The sequence below is a fragment of the Streptomyces sp. NPDC054783 genome, from assembly GCF_053611725.1.
On sequence record NZ_JBSHAY010000017.1, the window covers coordinates 167,050 to 189,669 of the forward strand.

Sequence of the window (22,620 nt, forward strand, 5' to 3'; positions counted from 1 at the left end):
GCTCCCTCTCGTCGAAGGACGTACCCCGCACGGGCGGGGACGGCATCACGGGTGCCCCCGACCGGCGCAACCACTCGGAACCGGCCCGGCTCAGGCTCAGGCTCAGGCTCAGGCACCGAGCGTGCGCGTCACCGTATAGATCAGCAGTCCCGCCAGCGAGCCCACCACCGTGCCGTTGATCCGGATGAACTGCAGGTCGCGGCCGATGTGCGCCTCGATCTTCCGGGTGGTGTGCTCGGCGTCCCAGCCCGCCACCGTGTCCGTGATCAGCGAGGTGATCTCCGCGCGGTACGTCGTCACCACGTGCACCGCCGCACCCTCCACCCAGCTGTCCACCTTCCCCTGCACCTTCGGCTCGGTCGCCATCCGCGTCCCCAGCGACAAAAGCGCGCGCCGCACCCGCATCCGCAGCTCGCTCCGCTCGTCCTCCGCCGCCGCCACCACCATCGACCGTACGGCCGTCCAGGCCGACGCGATCAGATCCTGCACCTCGCCCCGGCCCAGCACCTCCCCCTTGAGCCGCTCCACCCGCGCCCGGGTGTCCGTGTCGGACTGCAGATCGGAGGCGAAGTCGGTGAGGAAACGGTCCAGCGCGCCACGCGCCGGATGGGAGGGCATGTCCCGCGTCTCGGTGACGAACCGCAACAGCTCCTTGTAGACCCGCTCGCCGACCTTCCGGTCCACGAACCGCGGCGTCCAGCCCGGCGCGCCCCCCTCCACCGCCACCATCACATCGTCCCGGTGCAGCACCAGCCAGTCGTGCGCCCGTGCCACCACCAGGTCCACCGCCCGCCGGTGCCCGCCGTCGGCCACGACCTTCTCCAGCATCTTGCCGATACCCGGGGCGATCTCCTGCGCGTTCGCCCGCCGGGTGATCGCCTCACCCACGACCGCCTGCACATCGGAGTCCCGCAACACGGTCAGCGCACCCCGCAGCGCCGTCGCCAGCTCCGCCGTCACCCGGTCCGCATGCTCCGGCTCCGCCAGCCACGCCCCGAGCCGACTGCCGATACCCACCGCGCGCAGCCGCTGCCGTACGACGTCCTCGGACAGGAAGTTCTCGCCGACGAACTCACCCAGCGAAACACCCAGCTGATCCTTCTTCGTCGGAATGATCGCCGTGTGCGGAATGGGCAGCCCCAGCGGATGCCGGAAGAGCGCGGTCACCGCGAACCAGTCGGCGAGCGCGCCCACCATGCCGGCCTCGGCGGCCGCCGCCACATAGCCCGCCCACGGCCCGGCGCCCTCGTGCGAGGCGAGCCTGGCCAGGACGTAGACCACCGCCACGAACAACAGCAGGCAGGTCGCCGTGACCTTCATGCGCCGCACCCCGCGCCGGCGCTCCTCGTCGGCCGGGGTGAAGGCCGTCATCGTCTTGTACGACACACCCCGCGCCGGCGCTGCTTCCGTCTCGGTCGGTTCCATCGGCTCCACCCGTTCAGCTCCACCCGCTCGGTGATCCCGTTCGGTGATCCCGCACACAATTGTCCCTTCCTGACCGACTCCCGGAACGGAACAAGAGTTCCCGGCGTCTGTAAGAAAGGGGGTTTGGGCAGGGCCCTGACAGCTCTCCCCACCCCATGCCGCATCATGGGCTCATCAAGATCGGAGCCTCGGGCTCCCATCCCCGAGGAGAACAACACAAGCGTGACCAAGCGTCATGGCTATGCCGTACTCAGCGCGCTCATCGCACTGGTCGCAGCCGTGTCCGCCGCCATCTACCTCACCGTGGCGGCCGACGGCGGCACCCCGCGCGGCGCCCTCACCGACGACCGCCCCCACCACGGCTCCTCCGTCGCCCCCGCCTCCACCGGCACCTGGGTCGGCGCCTGGTCCGCCTCCCCGGTGGGCGGCGAACCCGGCACCGAGACCGGAGGCCTCGCGGGCCGCTCCGTACGCAACATCGTCCACACCAGCACCGGCGGCACCAGCGCCCGGATCACGCTCTCCAACCTCTACGGCCACGAGCCGCTGACCATCACCCACGCCTCCCTCGCGCTCTCCGCCGGAGACGGCACCGCCGCGGCCGACCCGGACTCGATGCGCCGCCTCACCTTCAACGGCGCCACCAGCGTGGTCATACCCGCCGGCGAACAGATCGTCAGCGACGCCGTACGCCTCACCGTCCCCCACGACAGCGACGTCCTCGTCACCACCTACTCCCCCACCCCCTCCGGCCCGGTCACCTACCACCCGCACGCCCGGCAGATCTCCTACGTCGCCGACGGCGACGCCACCGAGGACGCGACCGGCACTCCCTACACCCAACAGACCCCGCACTGGCGGTACCTGACGACCCTCGACGTCCTCAGCAACGAAACCGACGGCACCGTCGTCGTCTTCGGCGACTCCATCACCGACGGCGTCACCTCCACCGTCGGCGCCAACCACCGCTGGCCCGACATCCTCGCCGGCCGGCTGCGCACCGCACTCGAAGGCGGACGGCAGGTACCCCGCTACAGCGTCGTCAACGAGGGCATCAGCGGCAACCAGGTCCTCGCCGACGGACTCGGCCGGCCCGCCGAGAACCAGAGCGGCCTCGGCCGCTTCGGCCGCGACGCCCTCACGCACCCGAACGTCAAGGCCGTCGTCATCGACCTCGGCGTCAACGACATCCTCCGCAACCCCCGCCTCGCCGACCCCAACAAGATCATCACCGGCCTGCGCACCCTCGTCCGCGAGGCCCACTCCCGCGGCCTGAAAGTCGTCGGCGCCACGCTCATGCCCTACCGGGGCCACCGCGGCTGGACCCCGGCCCGCGAGGCGGTACGCCGGCAGGTCAACGCCGAAATCCGGGCAGGCGGGGTCTACGACGCGGTCATCGACTTCGACAAGGCCCTCCGCGACCCGTACGACCCCCGCCGCCTGCGCCCCGACTACGACTCCGGCGACCACCTGCACCCCAGCGACCTGGGCTTCGCCAGGATGGCCGGCGTCTTCGACCTGAACACGCTCAGGGGCGCGGGGCAGACGGAGCTGTAGGTACGGGCGAGGAACACCGACGGGATGACCGGGATACTGACTGGCATGACCCGCTTGATCCTCGCCACCCGCAACGCCGGAAAGATCACCGAGCTGAGGGCCATCCTCGCCGAGGCCGGACTCCCCCACGAGCTGGTGGGCGCCGACGCCTGCCCCGACGTCCCCGACGTCAAGGAAACAGGCGTCACCTTCGCCGAGAACGCCCTGCTCAAGGCCCACGCCCTCGCCCAGGCCACCGGCCTGCCCGCGGTCGCCGACGACTCCGGCCTCTGCGTCGACGTCCTCGGCGGCGCCCCCGGCATCTTCTCCGCCCGCTGGTCCGGCCGCCACGGCGACGACAAGGCCAACCTGGACCTGCTCCTGGCCCAGCTCGCCGACATCACGGACGAACACCGGGGGGCCCACTTCGCGTGCGCGGCGGCCCTGGCACTGCCGGACGGGCGCGAGCGGGTGGTCGAGGGCCGGCTGAGGGGTGTGCTCCGGCATGCGCCCGTCGGCACCAACGGCTTCGGCTACGACCCGATCCTCCAGCCGGAGGGCGAGACGCGGACCTGCGCCGAGCTGAGCCCCGAGGAGAAGAACGCGATCAGCCACCGGGGGAAGGCGTTCCGGGCGCTGGTGCCGGTGGTTCGGGAGTTGTTGGGCTGACACACGGGAGGGGCCGTCCAAGGACGGCCCCTCTGCGCGTGCGGCCGATGGGAGTCGAACCCACATGGGCAAATGCCCCGAGGCACCTAAAACCTCTGCTTATACCATTCAGCAACGGCCGCGTGACCGCCCATGCTACCGGGATGCGTACGGCTTCGGCTCCCGCCTCTGCACCATGTACTGGTGACTGCGTGGCAATTGGGGCAGAGCAGTCGCAAGTTCTCGCGCCGGTCGTCGCTCCAGTCGCCGCTGATGTGATCGACTTCCAGTGTCATGGGCCGCCCGAGCCACTCGGGGCCAACGCTGCACTCGGCGCATTGCTCCGGTACACCTACCTCGTGGAGCGCTCGGCGCAGCAGATGGGTTCGTGTCCGACGCCGACCGTCGTGCTTGACCAGGACATGCTCGGGGCGCTTAGCGCGGTCTGTCTGGGTCTTGCCTCGTTGGTGCGCCTGCCCCAGGAAGTGCGCGGTCGAGACGTCCCCCTCGGCGACCCACTCACGCAGCAGCGCACGCTGCGTGCCGGTATCCGGGCGCCCAAGACGGCGCAACGTCTCTGCGATGGAGACCGACTCGGCGACCGCTGCGCACAGTTCCTCGGGCGCGGGGCGGCCGGGCCTGCCGGAGTCGGAGAAGTGCGAGATGTCGATACCGAAGTACGCGAACCGCCGCACGAGGTATCGGCGCAGCTTGCCGTAGGGGCTGGTGCCGAAGAAAGCGATGACCTCGTCGAGGCTCGCACACCGCTCGGCGGCCTCGGCCAACCGCTCGCGCGTGTACTGCGCGCCGCTGCTCATACGGCGCCGCCACCCTGGGCACGGCCCTTGCCGCGCCCCCGGTAATTGTCCGTGGTCGAATGGCAGTTGGGGCAGAGGAACCGAAGGTTCTCGATGCGGTTGCCACGCCAGTTGCCGTCGATGTGATCGATCTCCAGAGGGAGCGGGCGGCCCCGGCACACCGGCTCTGTACCGCATCGGGCACAGCGCTCCGGCAAGCCGACGGACGTCATCGCCCACTTGAGCCGGTCGCTCGGGACACGCCGGGCCTGGCCGACAGGTTGCTCGACGAGCAGGCCCTCCGGCGTTCGGGCGCGCCAGGGTTTCCCTCTCTGGGTCGGCACCTGGAAGTGCGAGGTGTCGATCCCGTACGCCTTGATCCTGCGGCTGATGTGCGTGTGGTGGCCGCCGACGACCTCCAGGCCGAGATGGCGCAGCACCTCGCACATGTTGGTCGATGCCGCGACCGCCCGCTCAAGCACCTCCCGCGTCCACCTCACCCCCTCCCGCTCGAAGTGCGACGTATCCACCCCGAGCTTCTTCATCCGCTCCCAGACATACCGCCGCGTCGAACTCCTCGGATCCACCCCCAACCTCTCCAGCGCCTCCGACAACGTCCGCGCCCCGCGAGCCGCTTGCTCCAGCCGCTCCCTCGTGTATGCACTGGCCCCCATCGAGCCCCCTCCGTTCCGGGCGTGCGTTCGCTGCCCGTACGGAGTAACGAACCGGTTATCGGACAGTCACGCACGGAATAGAGGAAGCGGCCCGCACCAGGTCATTCCGGTGCGGGCCGCCAGCAGCTGAAAGGGATCCTCAGATCCCCAGATCCTTGATGATCTTGGCCACGTGGCCCGTGGCGCGGACGTTGTAGAGGGCTCGTTCGACCTTGCCCTCCTCGTCCACGACGATCGTGGAGCGGATGACGCCCATGTACGTCTTGCCGTAGTTCTTCTTCTCGCCGTACGCGCCGTAGGCCTCGGTGACCGTCTTCTCCGGGTCGGCCAGCAGCCTGACCTTCAGGGACTCCTTCTCGCGGAACTTCGCCAGCTTCTCCGGGGCGTCGGGGCTGATGCCGAGCACGTCGTAGCCGGCGGAGGCCAGGACGTCCAGGTTGTCGGTGAAGTCGCAGGCCTGCTTGGTGCAGCCGGGGGTCAGGGCGGCCGGGTAGAAGTAGACGATGACCTTGCGGCCCTTGTGGGAGGACAGGGAGACCTCGTTGCCGTCGGCATCGGGGAGGGTGAAGGCGGGGGCCACGTCCCCCGGCTGGAGTCGCTCGCTCATCGGGCCAGGGTAACCGGGGGGCCTTGCGGTGCGCCGGGAGGAGAAGCTGACAGACTGTCCGGGACAGCATCAGGAGACTTCGGAGGCCGTACGGTGGCGGACACGTCGGACACCAGAACCCCGGCGCAGATCGAGGCGGACATCAAGCGCCGCCGCGAAGTGCTGGCCGAGACGCTCGACGAGATCGGGGTGCGGGTGCATCCGCAGACGATCATCGGGGACGCCAGGGCCAAGGTCGTCGCCAATATCGATCACACGGTCGGGCGGGCGTACGTGCAGGTCAACCGGGTGGTGAGTGAGGTGCGCGCGCAGTTCGTCGATGAAGAGGGCGGGGTGCGGCTGGCGCGGGTGGTGCCCGTCGCGCTGCTGGCCGTCGGCGTGGTGGGGCTGCTTGCCGTGGGCAGCAGGCGGCGCAAGGGCTGACCCGGGCGCAGCCCGGCGTGGCGAAGACAGGTAGGTTCGAGGCGTGAGCGCCAACAGAAACCAGCACAGCACCCCCCATCACGACAAGCTTCCCATCCGGATGCTGCACGACCGGGTTCTGGTCAAGCAGGAGACCGGTGAGGGCGAGCGGCGGTCGGGGGGCGGCATTCTGATTCCCGCCACCGCGGCGGTCGGGCGGCGGCTGGCCTGGGCCGAGGTTGTCGCGGTCGGGCAGAACGTACGGACCGTGGAGCCGGGTGACCGGGTTCTGTTCGATCCGGAGGACCGGGCCGAGGTCGAGGTGCGGGGTGTGGCGTACGTGCTCATGCGCGAGCGGGATCTGCACGCCGTGGCCGCGGACCGTTTCGAGGGGTCGGAGGACTCCACCGGTCTGTATCTCTGAGTCCGTTCCGGTAGAGGGGCCGGTGACCGTGGTCACCGGCCCCTTTGTCGTTCCTTTGCTATGTTCGAAGGCGTCAGCCCGACGAGACGCGCCGTACCGGGATCCCCGACCTCAGGCAAAGACGACGCACCCCCGTTCAGAGATTCCTTCCGGAGGTGCCTGTCATGGCCTGGGTTCTGCTTGTCGTCGCCGGTCTGCTGGAGGTGGGCTGGTCGATCGGGATGAAGTACAGCGAGGGCTTCACCCGGCTGGTGCCCAGCGTGTTCACCGGCGCGGGGATCGTCGCGAGCATGGTTCTGCTGTCGTACGCCGCGAAGTCCCTGCCCATCGGTACCGCGTACGGCGTGTGGGTGGGCATCGGAGCGGCCGGTGCGGCGGTGCTCGGCATGGTGGTGCTGGGTGAGCCGGTCACCGCCGCCCGGATCTTCTTCGTGTGTCTGCTGCTGGTCGCCGTGGTGGGGCTGAAGGCGACCAGCGGTCACTGACACGTCAACGGGGCGTCACCGAGGGTCAGATGGCTGGGTCGCCGCCTCCGGCGCCGGCGGCCGTGCCTGTCGTACCGCCGCCGCCGTCGGTGCCGCCGCCGGTGGTCGTGCCGCCGCCGTTCGTGCCGCCGCCGGTGGTCGTACCGCCGGTCGTGCCGCCGCCGTCGGTGCCGCCGCCCGTGGTCGTACCACCGCCGGTCGTGGTCGTACCACCGCCGGTCGTGGTGCCGCCGCCGGTGGTGCCGGTGCCGCCGGTGGTGGTCGGGCCGCCGGTGGTGGGGGTGCCGGTGGTGCCGCCGGTGGTCGGGCTGGTGGTCGGGCCGCCGGTGGGGGTGCCGGTGGTGCCGCCGTTGTTCTGGCCGACGGTGGTGCCCGGAGGGGCCGAGCCGGTGGCGCTGGGCGGCTGCGGCTGGTCGGCGCCCGGCTCCAGCTGGAGGTCGAAGTCGGAGGACGGCTTGTTCTTCAGCGCGTCCGCCGTGTACTGGGCCCAGATCTGGGTGGGCGGGCCGCCGCCGTTCATACGGGGCTGGCCGAGGGCGCCGTACAGCGGCATGTGCTTGGCCGTCACCGGGTCCTGGCCCATGACCGAGACCACCGTGGCCAGGTCCGGGGTGTAACCGGCGAACCAGGCGGCGGTGTCGTTCTCGGCGGTACCGGTCTTGCCGGCCGCCGGGCGGCCCGCGGCCTGTGCGGCGGTGGCGGTGCCGTTGTCGACCACGCTCTGCAGGACGGAGGTGGTGGTGTCGGCGGCCTCGCGGGTGACGGCCTGCTTGACGGGCTGCTGGGGCAGCTTGACCGTGTCCGTGCCGTCCTTGGTGATCTTCTCGATCATGGTGTACGTGCCGTGCTGGCCGTGGTTGGCGAGCGTCGCGTAGGACTCCGCCATGTCCAGCACGCTGGCGGTGGCGGTGCCGAGGGCGATGGACGGGGACGGGTACAGGTCCGGGGTGTCGGAGGGGACACCGAGGTCGATCGCGGTCTGCTTGACCTTGGACGGGCCGACGTCGGCGGCCATCTGCGCGTAGACGGCGTTCACGGACAGGTCGGTCGCCTTGGTGACGGTGATCTGGCCGTACGACTTCTGGTCCTCGTTCTGCGGGCTGTAGGGCGCGCCGTTCCAGCCTTCGACGAGCCGCTCGTTGGTGCCGTCGTACATGGTGTTCGGGGTGATGGTGCGGCCGTCCTGGGTGCTCGAGGCGTTCTGCACCGCCGAGGTGAAGACGAAGGGCTTGAAGGTGGAGCCGACCTGGAAGTCACCGCGGGTCGCGCCGTTGGTGTACTGCTTCACGTAGTCGATGCCGCCGTACATGGCGACGACCTTGCCGGTCTTCGGGTCGACGGAGGCGCCGCCCGCGCGGACGTACCTGTCCACCTTGTTGTTCTTCTTGTCCAGCTTGGCGATCAGCTGGTCGTTGACCGCCTTGACGAAGGCGTTCTGCCTGTTCTTCTGGATGGTGGTGGTGATGCGGTAGCCGCCGGTCGCGAGCTGGTCGTCGGTGAGGATGTTGTTGGTGGTCAGGTAGTGCTTGACCGCCTCGACGAGGTAGCCGCGCTGGCCGGACATGCCCGTGGAGACGGTCTGCTCCTTCGGCATCGGGAACTTCATCCCGGCGCGCTCGGACTGGCTGAGCCAGCCCTTCTTGACCATGCCGTCCAGGACGTAGTTCCAGCGGGCGACGGCTGCCGCCTTGTTCTCGGGGTGGGCGACGACGTCGTACTCGCTGGGCGCGTTGACGAGCGCGGCGAGGTAGGCGGCGCGGGCCGGGTCGAGGTTCTGGGCGTCCACGCCGTAGTAGGCCTGGGCGGCGGACTGGATGCCGTAGGCGTTGCGGCCGAAGTAGCTGGTGTTGAGGTAGCCCTCGAGGATCTCGTCCTTGGACTTGTTGCGGTCCAGCTTGATCGAGATGAAGAACTCCTTGGCCTTGCGGGTGACCGTCTGCTCCTGGCCCAGGTAGTAGTTCTTCACGTACTGCTGGGTGATCGTCGAGCCGGACTGCTTGCCCTTGCCGGTCGCCGTGTTCCAGGCGGCGCGGATCATCGCCTTGGGGTCGATGGCCGACTCGGTGTAGAAGTCGCGGTCCTCGGCGGCCAGTACGGCGTGCTGGGCGTCCTTGGAGACCTGGGCGAGGCTGACGTTCTCCCGGTTGATCTGGCCGTCGCGGGCCAGCTGGGAGCCGTCGGCGTAGAGGTAGACGTTGGCCTGCTTGGTGGCGAGGGCGTTGGCCGGCGGGATGTTGACCATCGAGTAGCCGAGGAAGAAGAGGCCGACGAGCAGCATGACGCCGATGACGAAGGTGCCGAGCACCATGCGCCAGGTCGGGATGATCCGCCGCCATCCGGTCCGCTTGGGCCGCTTCGGCTTCGTGCCCTTGCCGGTCCCTGCGGGGGCCTGGCCGTCCGGGGAGGCGGCGAGGGCGGTGGTGGCCTGGTCGGGGGTTGCGCCGGGGGTCTGCCGGGGGGTCTTTGCCCCGGGGCCGGTACGGGGGCCGGGGGTGGCGGCGCCCACCGCGCCCACCGCGCCCACCGCGCCCGCGGCACCTGCCGGGGAGGCGTGAGCGGCGGCACCGGCGGCGGCAGCACCGGCGGCGGCACCGGCTGTCCGGGCGGGTCGGCCGGGGCCGGCGGGTCGGGAGCCGGTCGTGTGGGACGTGCGGCCCGTGGCGGCCGGCTTCGTCGCCGGGGAGGCCGCCTCGGCGGGACCGCCGGGCTCACCGGCGCGGGGCGCGCTGACCCGCCGGAGCACCTGCGTGGTCTCGGGCGCCTGGGCCTGCTCGGCGGGCTTGCCGGGTTCCTCGGAGGATGCCTGGGGTCCCCGGGGCGGGGTGATACGCCGGAGGACCTGAGTGCTCTCCGCCGACTGCGGCTCCTTGGGCGCGCGGGCTCCGGGGACGTGCGGCTTCTCCGAGGTGCCCGACTTGCCGAAAATTTCCCCCTTGTCGGAAACACTCTGATTGACGGAAGCATCGCGTTTGTCGGATGTTTCACGCCCGGACGCCGATGCGGCACCCGAGACCGACGCGTCACCGGAGGCCGACACGCCGCGGGAGGCGGAAGCACCGCGGGAGGGCGAGGCACCCCCAGAGCCCGTAGCACCACCAGAGCCGGTAGCCCCACCAGAGGCAGAGGCACCACCAGCGGCCGAAGCACCGCCGGAGGGCGAGACGTCATCAGGAGCCGACGCCCCACGCGAGGCCGAAGCAGCGCCCGAGGGCGAGGCACCCCCAGAGGCCGACGCGCCCCGGGAGGCCGAAGCCCTGCCCGAGGCCGAAGCGCTGCCCGAGGGCGACTCGCCGCCGGGTGCCGTCGGGCCGGTCTGGTCCGTGTGGGCATCCCGGGCTGCCTGGCGGGCGCGGGCGATGGAGGCCGTGCGGTCCTGGGGCGCGGGTGCCTCGTCCGAGGGCTTCCGGGGCGCCGAACCGTCACCGGCATCGGAGCCCTCGGCCTTCCCTGACCGGGGTGCGCCGGGCTCTCTCGGCCCCTTCCCGTCGGCTGCGTTCCTCGTCCCCTTGTCCGGGGCGGCGGCCGTCTCCTCGTGGCCCCCCGGGTCGCCGCGGCCTTCAGCCGGCAGCGGCTTTCTCGGCGGCACGCCTTCGGTCGGCTGCTGCGGCTGCGGCTCGTCGCTCATGTCGTGCACGGACTCCTGTTTCGTCGTACGTTCCCGTACGCCTCGTACGCTCTTCTGCGCCCCCAGTTTGAAGACTCTCGCACCTGGCGTTCCGTTCCCGGATTCCAGCACGCTTCGGGCACGAAATTGCGTGGCCGGTCGCCGGGCCCGGGGCTAAGCTCCTGCGCTTCGGTGTCGAGCGGTCCCGGGAGGTGGACTGGCGTGGGCGCGGGACGGTTGTACGTGGCCGTCGCGGCGGGGGGATTCAGACGGTACGCGACGTATCGGGCCGCCACTGCGGCAGGGGTGTTCACGAACACCGTCTTCGGGCTGATCCTCGTCTATACGTATCGGGCGCTGTGGGACGAGCGGCCGCACCTCGGCGGATGGGATCAGTCGCAGGTCGTGACGTATGTCTGGCTGGGGCAGGCGTTCCTGTCGACGCTCGCGATCGGCGGCGGGGGCGTCGAGAACGAGTTGATGGAACGCATCCGTACGGGGGACGTGGCGATCGACCTGTACCGGCCCGCCGACCTGCAGCTGTGGTGGCTGGCGACGGACCTGGGCCGGGCGTTCTTCCAGTTGCTGGGGCGGGGGCTGGTGCCCTTCGTCTTCGGTGCCCTGTGCTTCCCGGTGTACCTGCCGACGGACCTGGGCACCTGGGTCGCCTTCCTCGTCGCCGTACTGCTGGCGATGATCGTCGGGTTCGGCCTCCGGTACCTGGTGGCGCTCAGCACGTTCTGGTTCCTGGACGGTACGGGTGTGGCGCAGATGTCGTGGCTCGTCGGCTTCTTCTGCTCGGGCATGCTGCTGCCGCTGAACATCTTCCCGGGGGCGCTCGGCGAGGTCGTACGGGCGCTGCCGTGGTCCTCGCTGCTGCAGGCGCCGGCCCAGATCCTGCTGGGGCATGCGGACCCGCTGGGCACGTACGTGTTCCAGGGGGCGTGGGCGGTGGTGCTGCTGGGTGCCGGGCGGCTGGTGCAGTCGGCGGCGACGCGCAGGGTGGTGGTCCAGGGTGGGTGAGACCGGCACCGGCCGGGTGCGGGAGGGGGTGCGGGCCTATCTGATGATCGCCGGGATGTGGATCAGGTCGACGATGGCCTACCGCGCCTCGTTCGTGATGACCACGGTCGGCAACTTCTCGGCGACCCTCCTCGACTTCGTCGGGATCATGCTGATGTTCTCGCGGGTGGACGCGCTCGGCGGCTGGTCGCTGCCCGAGGTGGCCTTCCTGTACGGGCTGTCCGGTACGGCCTTCGGTCTTGCCGACCTGGTGATCGGCTCGATGGAGCGGCTGGGGCGGCGGGTGCGCGACGGCACGCTGGACACGCTGCTGGTGCGGCCGGCGCCGGTGCTGGCGCAGGTGGCGGCCGACCAGTTCGCCCTGCGCAGGCTGGGCCGGGTGGTGCAGGGCCTGCTGGTGCTCACCTGGGCGGTGGCGCGGCTGGACATCGACTGGACGCCGCTGAAGCTGCTGCTGATGCCGGTGATGGTGGTGAGCGGCTGCGGGATCTTCTGCGCGGTGTTCGTGGCGGGGGCGGCCTTCCAGTTCCTGGCGTCGGACGCCTCGGAGGTGCAGAACGCCTTCACCTACGGCGGTACGACGCTGCTGCAGTATCCGCCGACGGTGTTCGCGAAGGAGCTGGTGCGCGGGGTGACGTTCGTGCTGCCGCTGGCCTTCGTCAACTGGCTGCCCGCGACCTATGTGCTGGGGCGGCCGTATCCGCTGGGGCTGCCCGAGTGGCTGGCGTTCGCACCGCCGCTGGTGGCGGTGGGGTGCTGCGCGCTGGCGGGGCTGGCCTGGCGGGCGGGACTTCGTTCGTATCGGAGCACAGGGAGCTGACGCGGTGACGGACAGCGGTTTCATCTCACTGGAGAAGGTCGAGAAGGTCTTCGAGGTGCGCAGGAAGACCGGGTTCCTGAAGCGGGAGCGGCGCGAGGTGCGGGCGGTGGACTCGCTCTCGTTCGCGGTGGCGCGCGGGGAGATGGTCGGGTACATCGGGCCGAACGGCGCCGGGAAGTCGACCACGATCAAGATGCTGACCGGGATTCTGACGCCGAGCGCGGGCAGGCTGCGGGTGGCGGGCATCGATCCGTCGCGGGAGCGGCGGCGCCTGGCGCACCGGATCGGGGTGGTGTTCGGGCAGCGTACGACCCTGTGGTGGGACCTGCCGCTGATCGACTCCTACCGGCTGGCGCACCGCATGTACCGGATCCCGGACGCGCGTTACCGCGAGAACCTGGACCGGTGCGTGGAACTGCTGGAGCTGGGCGCCCTGTTGGACGTGCCGGTACGGCAGCTGTCGCTCGGGCAGCGGATGCGGGGGGACATCGCGGCGGCCCTGCTGCACGACCCGGAGGTGCTGTACCTGGACGAGCCGACGATCGGACTGGATGTCGTGTCGAAGGCGAAAGTCCGCGGTTTCCTGCGGGAGTTGAATGCCGAGCAGGGCACGACCGTGCTGCTGACCACGCACGACCTGCAGGACATCGAGCAGTTGTGCTCGCGGGTGATGGTGATCGACCACGGCCGGCTGATGTACGACGGTCCGCTCGCGGGGCTGCACGAGGCCGGGGAGAGCGAGCGGACGCTGGTGGTGGACCTGGAGCGGGAGCTGCCGCCGGTCGAGGTGCCGTCGGCGCGCGTGGTGCGGGTGGAGGGGCCGCGGCAGTGGCTGGCGTTCCCGGCGGGGCAGTCGGCCGCGCCGCTCGTCGCCCGTCTCGCCGCGGAGTACCCGCTGGTGGACCTGTCGGTGCGGGAGCCGGACATCGAGGCGGTCATCGCCAAGATGTACGCGGAGAAGGCGGTCTCGTAGGCTTCTGTCATGACCGACGACGCAAGTCCGGACCTCCGGGCGTCCGACAGCGACCGTGAGCGGGTCGCCGAGGTCCTGCGGGACGCTCTGGCCGAGGGCCGCCTCGACATGGCGGAGTTCGAGGAACGGCTGGAGGCGACGTACAAGGCGCGTACGTACGGCGAGCTGACACCGATCACCCGCGACCTCCCGGCCTCCGGCGCACCGGCGCCCGCCCCGGTCTCCTTCACCAAGGAACCGGCGCGGAGCGGGAGTTGGGCCCGGCGGATCGTCGGGGGCGAGGGGTCCTCGACGGGTGCGGTGGCCATCATGTCGGGCTTTCAGCGCAAGGGCCGCTGGACGGTGCCGAAGCGGTTCAACTGCTTCGCGTTCTGGGGTGGGGGCGAGATCGACCTGCGGGAGGCGGACTTCGCGGACCGCGAGGTCGAGATCAACTGTGTGGCGATCATGGGCGGTGTGCAGGTCGTCGTGCCGCCGGGGGTCGAGGTCGTCGTGCGCGGCATCGGCATCATGGGCGGCTTCGACCATCCCCGCGAGGACGGCCCGCCCGAGCCGGGCGCCCCGCGGGTGGTCATCGGGGGCCTTGCGTTCTGGGGCGGGGTGGACGTGACCCGCAAGCTCACCCGCGCGGAGCAGCAACTGCTGAAGGAGCAGCGGCGCCAGGAGAAGCTGGAGCGCAGGGAGGCCCGGCAGGAGCTGCACCAGGCCCGGCGTGAGGAGCGGGAGCGGCGTCGGGGGTACTGAGCCCCTGGGTCACTTCGTGCAGACCTTGGTCAGTTCGCCGGCCGCGTCGGTGACCGGGCTCACGTCCGGGGTCTTGTCGCCGTTCTTGATGGCCGTACGCACGTTCCCCACGGCTTTCCTCAGGTCGTCGACGGCCTTGTTGACGTCGGCGTTGTCGGTCTTGTCGCCGATCTTGTCGAGGTTCTTCTCGATGGAGTCGAGGGATGTGCCGGCCTGGGTGGGGTCGTTGGCCGCGTTCTCCACCGCCTGCTGGAGGTCGGTGACGCTGTCGGCGATGGAGTCGGCGGTCTGCACGCAGTCCAGGGCCTTGTTCACGGCGTCGCAGCCGGTGGTGAGGCCGGTGGTGAGCGCGGCGAGCGCCACGGCGGCGACGGCGGCGAGACGGCGTCGGCGTGGACGGACGTCCATGGTGGTGTTCCCCTCCCCTGGCAGGGCCCCTGTGGCCCGGTAAGGCTGCCGTACCCCTAGGACGCCGAGGAGGGCGCGCGGGTTGCCCGCGCGCCCTCCTTATCTTTTGGCCCGTCCTTTACTTCGCGAGCGTGGCTTCGAGGGCCGCGCGCTGGTGGGCGGTGAGCTCGGCGCAGCCGGCGACGGCGAGGTCGAGCAGGGCGCCCAGTTCGTCGCGGGCGAAGGGCTCGGCCTCTGCGGTGCCCTGGACCTCGACGAAGCGGCCGTCGCCGGTGCAGACGACGTTCATGTCGGTCTCGGCGCGCACGTCCTCCTCGTAGCAGAGGTCGAGGAGGGGGACGCCGCCGACGATGCCGACGGAGACGGCGGAGACGGTGCCGGTCAGCGGCTGCCGGCCGGCCTTGATCAGCTTCTTGCCCTGGGCCCAGCCGACGGCGTCGGCGAGGGCGACGTAGGCGCCGGTGATCGCCGCGGTGCGGGTGCCGCCGTCGGCCTGGAGGACGTCGCAGTCGAGGACGATGGTGTTCTCGCCGAGCGCCTTGTAGTCGATGACGGCGCGCAGGGAGCGGCCGATGAGCCGGGAGATCTCGTGCGTACGGCCGCCGATCTTGCCCTTGACGGACTCGCGGTCGCCGCGGGTGTTGGTGGCGCGGGGCAGCATGGCGTACTCCGCGGTGACCCAGCCCTCGCCGCTGCCCTTGCGCCAGCGCGGGACGCCCTCGGTCACGGAGGCGGTGCAGAACACCTTGGTGTCGCCGAAGGAGACGAGGACGGAGCCCTCGGCGTGCTTGCTCCAGCCGCGTTCGATGGTGACCGGGCGGAGCTGTTGGGGGGTACGGCCGTCGATGCGAGACATGGCAAGGAGCCTAGCCGTACCTGTGGAAGGGGCTCCTCCCGCATCGGGAAGCGCCCCTTCGGAGGTGAGCCGCCGGGCTCACATCATGTCTTCGATCTCCGCGGCGATCGGGTCGGCGTCGGTGCCGATGACGACCTGGATGGCGGTGCCCATCTTGACGACGCCGTGGGCGCCGGCGGCCTTCAGGGCGGTCTCGTCGACCAGGGAGGGGTCGGACACCTCGGTGCGCAGCCGGGTGATGCAGCCCTCGATCTCCTCGATGTTGTCGATACCGCCGAGGCCGGCGACGATCTTCTCAGCCTTGCTGGCCATGTCCTGTCTCCCTGAATTCCCTGATCCGAACCGCTATGTCGCAGTAACCCACAGTTGGCCCATCTTCGCGAGCGGTCATGCCGTGCGTGCCGAATGATGGCGGTCACGACAGCGGAACCGTCCGCCGACTGGTCTACACCACAGGGGGTACGGTCGCCAAACCGCGTCCGAGTCGAGTGGCCGGAGGACGCCATGAGTGCCGAGAGCGCATCCGCCGACAGCACGGTCAGCCCGGCAAGGGAGCGCTGGAACCGCCTGTTCCAGGGCCTGCAGAAGATGGGCCGCAGTCTGCAGCTGCCGATCGCCGTGCTGCCGGCGGCGGGCATCCTCAACCGGCTCGGCCAGCCGGACGTGTTCGGCAAGGACGGACTGGGCTGGACGAACGTCTCCAAGGTGATGATGGGCGCGGGCGGCGCCCTGCTCGACGGCTCGATCGGGCTTCCGCTGCTGTTCTGCGTGGGCGTGGCGATCGGCATGGCGAAGAAGTCGGACGGTTCGACCGCGCTCGCGGCGGTGGCGGGCTTTCTCGTCTACTACGGGGTGGTGCACCAGTTCCCGCAGTCCTGCCCCGGCGGTTCCAAGGCGATCCCGCAGGTCGGCTGTCAGGTGAGCGTCGGTGCGGGCGCGGGCTCGGTGACGCCGTTCACCTTCCAGAACCCGGGCGTCTTCGGCGGCATCGTCATGGGCCTGCTGGCCGCCTTCTTCTGGGCCCGCTACCACCGCACCCGGCTGGTGGACTGGCTGGGCTTCTTCAACGGGCGCCGGCTGGTGCCGATCATCATGGCGTTCGTCGCCATCCTCTTCGCGGCGCTGTGCCTGTGGATCTGGCCGCCGATCGGCGCCGGGCTGGAGAGCTTCAGCCGCTGGCTGCGGGACCTCGGCTCCTGGGGCGCGGGCGTCTTCGGCATCGCCAACCGGTCGCTGCTCGTCATCGGCCTGCACCAGTTCCTGAACGTGCCCATCTGGTTCCAGTTCGGCAGCTACACCAAGCCCGACGGCACGGTGGTGCACGGCGACATCAACATGTTCCTGGCCGGGGACCCGCACGCGGGCCAGTTCACCTCGGGCTTCTTCCCGATCATGATGTTCGCGCTGCCGGCCGCCGCGCTGGCCATGACGCACTGCGCCAGGCCCGGCCGCCGCAAGGAGATCGGCGGGCTGATGCTGTCGGTGGCGCTGACGTCGTTCGTGACGGGCATCACCGAGCCGATCGAGTACTCCTTCCTCTTCATCGCGCCCCTGCTCTACGCCGTCCACGCCGTGCTCACCGGTGTCTCGATGGCGGTGACGTGGGGGCTCGGGGTGCACGACGGGTTCAGCTTCTCGGCCGGCCTCATCGACTACGTGATCAACTGGAACCTGGCTACGAGACCCTGGGCGATCATCCCGATCGGCCTGTGCTTCGCGGCGGTGTACTACGCCGTCTTCCGGTTCGCGATCACCAGGTTCGACCTGCGGACACCGGGCCGTGAGCCGGAGGACGAGGTCGAGGACGTGACCAAGGTCTGACGGCACACGCGGCGTAGCGCTGTCGTAGCGGATTTCGTGGTTCCTTATCCCGCCTTCATCGTGCTACAACAGGTCTACACCACTGGGTGGTGTAGACCAGAGACGCTGCCGTCCCCTTCCATGGTTCCCGGGCGGCGCCCTGCCCACTGGAGGAACTTGTGACCACGGCGACCGCCGCTCCCGCGGCCGAGAAGAAGAAGGGCGCCGGCGTGATGGGCGTGCTGCAGCGCATCGGCCGCAGCCTGATGCTGCCGGTGGCGGTGCTGCCGGCCGCCGCGCTCCTCGTCCGTCTCGGCAACACCGACATGCTGGGCCGTCCGTCCTTCCCGGCGTTCCTGACCAAGATCGCGTCGTTCATGGCGGCCGGCGGCAACGCGATCCTCGACAACATGCCGCTGCTGTTCGCCGTGGGCATCGCGATCGGCTTCGCGAAGAAGTCGGACGGCTCCACCGCGCTCGCCGCGGTCGTCGGCTACCTCGTCTTCAAGAACGTGCTGGCCACGTTCACCGACAAGAACCTGCCGAAGGTGGCCACGGTCGTCGACGGCAAGATAGTCATGGTCAACGCCGCCGCGGACGCCAAGGTCCTCGGCGGTGTGGTGATGGGTCTCGCCGTCGCGCTGATCTACCAGCGCTTCTACCGCACCAAGCTGCCGGACTGGGCGGGCTTCTTCGGCGGCCGGCGGCTGGTGCCGATCCTGTCGGCGCTCGCGGGTCTGGTCCTCGGCATCGTCTTCGGCTACATCTGGCCGGTCCTCGGCACCGGTCTGCACAACTTCGGCGAGTGGCTGGTCGGTTCGGGCGCCGTCGGCGCGGGCATCTTCGGTGTCGCCAACCGTGCGCTGATCCCGATCGGCATGCACCACCTGCTGAACTCCTTCCCCTGGCTGCAGGCGGGCACGTACCACGGCAAGAGCGGTGACATCGCACGCTTCCTGGCCGGCGACCCGACCGCGGGCCAGTTCATGACCGGCTTCTTCCCGATCATGATGTTCGGCCTGCCGGCCGCCTGCCTCGCGATCGTGCACTGCGCCCGCCCGGAGCGCCGCAAGGTCGTCGGCGGCATGATGCTCTCGCTCGCCCTGACCAGCTTCGTCACCGGCGTCACCGAGCCGATCGAGTTCACCTTCATGTTCATCGCGCCGGCCCTGTACGCCATCCACGCGGTCCTGACCGGCGTCTCCATGGCGCTGACCTGGGCGCTGGGCATGAAGGACGGCTTCGGCTTCTCCGCCGGCGCGATCGACTACTTCCTGAACCTGGGCATCGCGCACAACCCGTGGGGCCTGGCGCTGATCGGCCTGTGCTTCGGCGCCGTCTACTACGTCGTCTTCCGCTTCGCGATCACCAGGTTCAACCTGCCCACACCGGGCCGCGAGTCGGACGAGGAACTCGCCGAACTGCAGAAGGCCGAGGCCAGGTAGGGCTCTCCGGCACGACTCGGCACCGAATTCCCCGGCCATCACCGCCCGGCCGGGGAATTCGGCGTGTGCGCGGGCTCCGGCGCGCCCTGTTCCTGCTCGACGACCTGCCGGCCGGACGCGATCTCGTCGTCCCGCCGGTGATCGCCGACCAGGGCGGCCCGGTGTACACCCCGGACCCAGCGGGTGCTGCGGGCGGACGGCCCGTTTCGAACCGGACGGCCTCACCCCGCCAGGCGTGCAGGTCGACGTCCGCTTCGACCACAGGTCCGCGACGGACTGGACCCGGCGGCGTCCGAGGAGGAGGTGCGCTCCGCCTCCGCGCTGCCGGCGTCCGCCACCGGCGGCACCGGCCGGACCGGCCCGGCTGACGGACCGAGCGGACCGTCGGCCCCTGGAGCGCCTGCCGTGCGAGCCGGCCGTCCGGCTCGGCGACGCGGAGGCCCTGCGGACGTACCCGGCCCTGCTGGCGAAAGCCCGGACGCGAGGTGGAGGCCACCTGCTACCGCACGCCCGTGGAGTCCAGCAGACTCCTGGGCCGGCTCTCCGCCCTGGTCGACGGCATCACCGCGGTGGAGTCGGCCGAGGAACCGGCGAACCGCCATCTCATGGGGCGCCGGTACGAGCTCCAGCCGACGCTCGCGCTCGCCGGCGGCCGCTGCGAGACCGTACTGCCCGCCTACCGGAAGGCGACCGCCCGGGGCGCCGGGCGCAGCGTGACCGAGGACTTCGGAATGCCGGCCGGCGTGCCGGCCGAAACCGGGGGCGGAGCCGGCAGCCGACCCCGCCCGGCCGGCTAGATCTCGTACGTCGTGCGCGGAACGGCCAGTTCCACCGGGCCCGCGAACACCTCGCGCGCATCGCGGAGGTTGACCTCCGGGTCGGTCCACGGGGGAATGTGGGTGAGCACCAGGCGCCGCGCACCGGCCCGCGCGGCCGTCTCGCCCGCCTCGCGACCGTTGAGATGCAGGTCGGGGATGTTCTCCTTGCCGTGCGTGAACGCGGCCTCGCACAGGAACAGGTCGGTGTCCCGGGCCAGCTCGTCCAGCGCCTCGGTGACCCCCGTGTCGCCGGAGTACGTCATGGACCGCCCGCCGTGCTCGACGCGGATGGCGTACGCCTCCACGGGATGGCGGACCCGCTCGGTGTGCACCGTGAACGGGCCGATCTCGAACGTGGACGGCTTGAGGGTGTGGAAGTCGAAGACCTCGCTCATCGCGGAGGCGGAGGGCGTGTCGTCGTACGCGGTGGTCAGGCGGTGTTCGGTGCCCTCGGGGCCGTAGACCGGTATCGGGGCGCAGCGGCCGCCGTCGTGACGGTAGAAGCGCGCGACGAAGTACCCGAGCATGTCGATGCAGTGATCGGGGTGCAGATGACTCAGGAAGATCGCGTCGAGGTCGTAGAGACCGCAGTGGCGCTGCAGCTCGCCCAGGGCGCCGTTGCCCATGTCGAGAAGCAGCCGGAAGCCGTCGGCCTCGAGGAGGTAGCTCGAGCAGGCCGATTCCGCGGACGGGAACGACCCCGAGCAGCCGACGACGGTGAGCTTCATGAAGCAGAAACCTCCGTTGGCGGAAAGATCGAACGGCAAGATCAAAAGGGCAGGAAACGGGGGTCGTGCGGTCCGTCGAGCGTAAGGCGCGAAAGCGCGGGTCGCTCCTCCGCCAGGGGCCGTTGTGGGCGAACTCACCTGCGCTGTCACCGGTTCGGCTGGACCAGGGGCACAGAAGGATCCGCAGAGGGCGCGCAATCCTCGGCGCGCGCCGGTAACGTCGTCGTATGGACACGTCCTGGTGGCTGGCACTCGCGGCGGTGGTACTGCTCGCGCTGGTCGCCACGCTCGTCGACGGCTGGGGACGCGGCCGCCGGTACGCCGGACGGCGCCTGAGGCCGCTCGGCCGCGCGGGAACACGCCCGGCGCGGGCCGCCCGGCCGGCCCCCGGGGACATCTGGTGGGCGGACGTCCCCTACGAGGACCGCGCAGAGTCAAATGGGGCCGTGCGAAGCGCGTCGGACAGGGCGGTGGCGAGCGACGGGCGGGCCAAGGACCGGCCGTGCCTGGTGCTGGCCGTGCGAGGGAACCGGGCCACGGTCGCCAAGATCACCAGCAAGTACCACGACGAGCGGGCGGGCGTGATCCCGCTGCCGCCCGGCGCGGTCGGTGACGCCCGGGGCCGGCCGAGCTTCCTGGAGACCGACGAGCTGCGCGAGGTGCCGGTGGGCGACTTCCGGCGCCGGGTGGGTGTGGTGGACCCGGTTCTGTGGGACCAGGTGCGGCACCTGGCCGGCTGATCACTTCACGTTCACCGTCACCGTCCACTCCTGAATGCCCTTGCAGGAGACCTGGCCGGGCGCCGTCGGCTCGGCGCACAGGGGGCGGGAGGACGTCAGTTTCTCGGTTCCCGTGGCCACCGCCTGGTACGCGGCCGTGGCCTGGCCCGGCATGATGACGAAGCCCGCGTTGATGCCCCGCAGGGCCGTGCCGCTGGCCATGACCGGCTTCCACGGCCGGGACTTGGTGCCCTCCAGGGTCAGGCGGACCTCGCCGCCCTTGGCCACGCAGACCGTGCGGCCGCTGTCGGAGGCGCTGAGCTGGACGAGGGCGGCGCAGCCGGTGCCGCTCGGGGACGCGGACGGTGACACCTTGCCGTCACCGCCGCCGGTGTCCTTGCCGCTCTGGGAGCCGCAGCCGGCGAGGAGCAGCGCGGTGGCCGCGAGGCCGCAGAGGGCCGTACGGCGCATGAGGGTGGGGCGCATGGGGGTTCGCCTTTCTGCCGTGGCCGTGGGGGGTCGGCCGCCTGGTGCAGATGTGACGTGCCGGCTGCCAAAAAGGATCCCGCACGCGGACGGTTTCCGCGTGCGGGACCGGGGCCGTACAGAGGATCAGCCGGTCGTCAGGGCGGTGTCGTCCACGACGAAGCTGGTCTGCAGCGAGGAGTCCTCCACGCCGTTGAACTTCAGGGTGACCGTCTGGCCCGCCAGCGAGGACAGGTCGAAGGTCTTCTGCGCGTACCCGGAGTTCGCGTTGACGTTCGAGTAGGTCGCCAGGGTGGTCGAACCGGCGGTCACCGTCAGCTTGTCGTACGCGGTGCTGCCGGTCTCGGCGGTGTCGATGTGCAGGTAGAAGGTGAGCGTGGCCTTGCAGCCGGCCGGGATCGTCACCGACTGGGACACGGTGTCGGTGTGGCTGGAGCCGTAGCCGTCGAGCCAGGCGTAGTACGAGCCGCCGTGGGCCGCCTCACCGGTGTCGTTGGTGATGGCGCCGCTGGACGCGCTCCAGCCGGTGCTGCCCGACTCGAAGCCCGGGTTGGCCAGCAGCTGGGAGGAGGAGCAGGTGCCGCCCGAGGAGCCGACGGTCCAGGTGAAGGAGGCCGAGCCGGAGGCGCCGGTGGAGTCCTGCGCGCTGACCGTGACCTGGTAGGTGCCCGCGGTGGACGCCGTACCCGAGATCAGCCCGGTGGAGCTGTTGACGGACAGCCCGGTCGGCAGGCCGCTCGCACTGTAGGTGAGGGCCGCGCCCGCACTGTCGGTGGCCTGGATCTGCAGGCTGACCGAGCCGCCCGTGGTGGTCGACTGGCTGCCGGGGTTGGTGACGGACACCGTGTTGCCGCTGCTGGAGCCGGCGGTGAAGGCGGTGGTGCCGTTCGGGGTGCCCCAGCCGGTCGGGCCGTCGTAGCCGGAGCGGGCGGTGCAGAAGTACGAGGTGGAGCAGGAGCCGTTGGAGCCGCTGGTCACGTCGTACAGGTTGCCGGTGTGGGAGTACGGGTACTTCGCCGGGTAGTCGCTCGCGCCCGGGGTGCCCGCCAGGGCGTAGACGCTCGCGATGATCGGCGAGGAGGCGCTGGTGCCGCCGACGACGCCCCAGCCGGAGCCGCCGTAGGTGTCGTAGACCGCCACGCCGGTGGCCGGGTCGGCGACCGCGGAGACGTCGGCCTCCATGCGCTTGGAGCAGCCG

Annotated in this window: 24 protein-coding genes, 1 tRNA gene and 1 riboswitch; of the genes, 13 read left to right on the forward strand and 12 right to left on the reverse strand. The window is 70.6% G+C overall.

Features of this window, described 5'->3' with window-relative positions; genetic code table 11:
- Window positions 1-108 precede the first annotated feature (108 nt).
- Entirely contained in the window at window positions 109-1,425 is a 1,317-nt protein-coding gene (locus ACWGJ5_RS27760) for a DUF445 domain-containing protein (protein WP_453312392.1), read from the reverse strand.
- A 222-nt stretch (window positions 1,426-1,647) separates the two neighbouring features.
- Here ACWGJ5_RS27760 and ACWGJ5_RS27765 point away from each other — a divergent pair, with 222 nt between their 5' ends.
- Window positions 1,648-2,982, forward strand: a complete 1,335-nt coding sequence (locus ACWGJ5_RS27765; RefSeq protein ID WP_453312393.1) for an SGNH/GDSL hydrolase family protein — start codon at window positions 1,648-1,650, stop codon at window positions 2,980-2,982.
- A gap of 45 nt (window positions 2,983-3,027) precedes the next feature.
- Complete coding sequence (gene rdgB, locus ACWGJ5_RS27770) at window positions 3,028-3,630, forward strand: RdgB/HAM1 family non-canonical purine NTP pyrophosphatase (protein WP_453312394.1); 603 nt, start codon at window positions 3,028-3,030, stop codon at window positions 3,628-3,630.
- Between the two features lie 39 nt (window positions 3,631-3,669).
- On the opposite strand, the gene ACWGJ5_RS27775 is transcribed toward rdgB, so the two are convergent.
- From ACWGJ5_RS27775 to bcp, 4 genes are all read right to left on the reverse strand, one after another.
- Window positions 3,670-3,752, reverse strand: a tRNA-Leu gene (locus tag ACWGJ5_RS27775).
- Window positions 3,717-4,427 carry an HNH endonuclease gene (locus ACWGJ5_RS27780; protein ID WP_453312395.1) on the reverse strand — a complete coding sequence of 237 codons (711 nt, stop codon included), beginning with the start codon at window positions 4,425-4,427 and terminating at the stop codon, window positions 3,717-3,719. The genes ACWGJ5_RS27775 and ACWGJ5_RS27780 overlap by 36 nt, the downstream gene beginning before the upstream one ends.
- Window positions 4,424-5,080: an HNH endonuclease signature motif containing protein gene (locus ACWGJ5_RS27785; RefSeq protein WP_453312396.1), complete on the reverse strand. Its 657-nt coding sequence runs from the start codon at window positions 5,078-5,080 to the stop codon at window positions 4,424-4,426. The genes ACWGJ5_RS27780 and ACWGJ5_RS27785 overlap by 4 nt, the downstream gene beginning before the upstream one ends.
- 139 nt (window positions 5,081-5,219) lie before the next feature.
- Window positions 5,220-5,687 (reverse strand): thioredoxin-dependent thiol peroxidase, encoded by a 468-nt coding sequence (bcp, locus tag ACWGJ5_RS27790; RefSeq protein WP_453312397.1) that lies wholly within the window; start codon window positions 5,685-5,687, stop codon window positions 5,220-5,222.
- A gap of 93 nt (window positions 5,688-5,780) precedes the next feature.
- Between bcp and ACWGJ5_RS27795 the strand changes: the two genes are divergently transcribed.
- From ACWGJ5_RS27795 to sugE, 3 genes are all read left to right on the forward strand, one after another.
- Window positions 5,781-6,110 carry a DUF3618 domain-containing protein gene (locus ACWGJ5_RS27795; RefSeq protein ID WP_453312398.1) on the forward strand — a complete coding sequence of 110 codons (330 nt, stop codon included), beginning with the start codon at window positions 5,781-5,783 and terminating at the stop codon, window positions 6,108-6,110.
- Between the two features lie 43 nt (window positions 6,111-6,153).
- A complete protein-coding gene (locus ACWGJ5_RS27800; RefSeq protein ID WP_031159553.1) occupies window positions 6,154-6,513 on the forward strand; it encodes a GroES family chaperonin in 360 nt (119 codons plus the stop codon).
- Window positions 6,514-6,565: 52 nt separating this feature from the next.
- Window positions 6,566-6,644: riboswitch (guanidine-III (ykkC-III) riboswitch) on the forward strand.
- A 33-nt stretch (window positions 6,645-6,677) separates the two neighbouring features.
- Window positions 6,678-6,998, forward strand: coding sequence for a quaternary ammonium compound efflux SMR transporter SugE (gene sugE, locus ACWGJ5_RS27805; protein ID WP_361470461.1), 321 nt, complete (start codon window positions 6,678-6,680; stop codon window positions 6,996-6,998).
- A gap of 25 nt (window positions 6,999-7,023) precedes the next feature.
- Here the strand turns inward: sugE and ACWGJ5_RS27810 are convergent, their stop codons facing one another.
- The gene (locus ACWGJ5_RS27810; RefSeq protein ID WP_453312399.1) at window positions 7,024-10,035 is read right to left on the reverse strand and encodes a transglycosylase domain-containing protein; all 3,012 of its coding nucleotides are present in this window, start codon (window positions 10,033-10,035) and stop codon (window positions 7,024-7,026) included.
- A 789-nt stretch (window positions 10,036-10,824) separates the two neighbouring features.
- Between ACWGJ5_RS27810 and ACWGJ5_RS27815 the strand changes: the two genes are divergently transcribed.
- The 4 genes from ACWGJ5_RS27815 to ACWGJ5_RS27830 are packed head-to-tail and all read left to right on the forward strand — an operon-like array spanning window position 10,825 to window position 14,162.
- Complete coding sequence (locus ACWGJ5_RS27815) at window positions 10,825-11,625, forward strand: ABC transporter permease (protein ID WP_453312400.1); 801 nt, start codon at window positions 10,825-10,827, stop codon at window positions 11,623-11,625.
- A 43-nt stretch (window positions 11,626-11,668) separates the two neighbouring features.
- On the forward strand, window positions 11,669-12,445 hold the full coding sequence (locus tag ACWGJ5_RS27820) for an ABC transporter permease (protein ID WP_453312415.1): 777 nt from the start codon (window positions 11,669-11,671) through the stop codon (window positions 12,443-12,445).
- Between the two features lie 4 nt (window positions 12,446-12,449).
- A complete protein-coding gene (locus tag ACWGJ5_RS27825; protein WP_453312401.1) occupies window positions 12,450-13,418 on the forward strand; it encodes an ABC transporter ATP-binding protein in 969 nt (322 codons plus the stop codon).
- A 9-nt stretch (window positions 13,419-13,427) separates the two neighbouring features.
- On the forward strand, window positions 13,428-14,162 hold the full coding sequence (locus ACWGJ5_RS27830; RefSeq protein WP_453312402.1) for a DUF1707 SHOCT-like domain-containing protein: 735 nt from the start codon (window positions 13,428-13,430) through the stop codon (window positions 14,160-14,162).
- Window positions 14,163-14,171: 9 nt separating this feature from the next.
- On the opposite strand, the gene ACWGJ5_RS27835 is transcribed toward ACWGJ5_RS27830, so the two are convergent.
- From ACWGJ5_RS27835 to ACWGJ5_RS27845, 3 genes are all read right to left on the reverse strand, one after another.
- Window positions 14,172-14,570, reverse strand: a complete 399-nt coding sequence (locus ACWGJ5_RS27835; RefSeq protein ID WP_453312403.1) for a hypothetical protein — start codon at window positions 14,568-14,570, stop codon at window positions 14,172-14,174.
- Window positions 14,571-14,688: 118 nt separating this feature from the next.
- Entirely contained in the window at window positions 14,689-15,426 is a 738-nt protein-coding gene (gene rph / locus ACWGJ5_RS27840) for a ribonuclease PH (RefSeq protein ID WP_453312404.1), read from the reverse strand.
- 78 nt (window positions 15,427-15,504) lie between these two features.
- Window positions 15,505-15,738, reverse strand: a complete 234-nt coding sequence (locus ACWGJ5_RS27845; protein WP_069780600.1) for a glucose PTS transporter subunit EIIB — start codon at window positions 15,736-15,738, stop codon at window positions 15,505-15,507.
- 192 nt (window positions 15,739-15,930) lie between these two features.
- On the opposite strand from ACWGJ5_RS27845, the gene ACWGJ5_RS27850 reads away from it, so the two are divergent.
- From ACWGJ5_RS27850 to ACWGJ5_RS27860, 3 genes are all read left to right on the forward strand, one after another.
- Window positions 15,931-17,247: a PTS transporter subunit EIIC gene (locus ACWGJ5_RS27850; RefSeq protein ID WP_453312405.1), complete on the forward strand. Its 1,317-nt coding sequence runs from the start codon at window positions 15,931-15,933 to the stop codon at window positions 17,245-17,247.
- 158 nt (window positions 17,248-17,405) lie between these two features.
- A complete protein-coding gene (locus ACWGJ5_RS27855; RefSeq protein WP_453312406.1) occupies window positions 17,406-18,671 on the forward strand; it encodes a PTS transporter subunit EIIC in 1,266 nt (421 codons plus the stop codon).
- 512 nt (window positions 18,672-19,183) lie between these two features.
- On the forward strand, window positions 19,184-19,468 hold the full coding sequence (locus ACWGJ5_RS27860; RefSeq protein WP_453312407.1) for a hypothetical protein: 285 nt from the start codon (window positions 19,184-19,186) through the stop codon (window positions 19,466-19,468).
- Here ACWGJ5_RS27860 and ACWGJ5_RS27865 read toward each other — a convergent pair.
- Entirely contained in the window at window positions 19,465-20,217 is a 753-nt protein-coding gene (locus tag ACWGJ5_RS27865) for an MBL fold metallo-hydrolase (RefSeq protein ID WP_351619741.1), read from the reverse strand. The two genes, ACWGJ5_RS27860 and ACWGJ5_RS27865, sit on opposite strands and share 4 nt — an antisense overlap.
- 227 nt (window positions 20,218-20,444) lie before the next feature.
- Here ACWGJ5_RS27865 and ACWGJ5_RS27870 point away from each other — a divergent pair, with 227 nt between their 5' ends.
- Window positions 20,445-20,957 (forward strand): type II toxin-antitoxin system PemK/MazF family toxin, encoded by a 513-nt coding sequence (locus ACWGJ5_RS27870; protein ID WP_453312408.1) that lies wholly within the window; start codon window positions 20,445-20,447, stop codon window positions 20,955-20,957.
- Here ACWGJ5_RS27870 and ACWGJ5_RS27875 read toward each other — a convergent pair whose 3' ends face one another.
- Together ACWGJ5_RS27875 and ACWGJ5_RS27880 are read right to left on the reverse strand one after the other, a co-directional pair.
- Window positions 20,958-21,422: a hypothetical protein gene (locus ACWGJ5_RS27875; RefSeq protein ID WP_453312409.1), complete on the reverse strand. Its 465-nt coding sequence runs from the start codon at window positions 21,420-21,422 to the stop codon at window positions 20,958-20,960.
- Between the two features lie 126 nt (window positions 21,423-21,548).
- Window positions 21,549-22,620 (reverse strand): putative Ig domain-containing protein (locus tag ACWGJ5_RS27880; protein WP_453312410.1); only part of this gene is annotated, 1,072 nt, incomplete at its 5' end.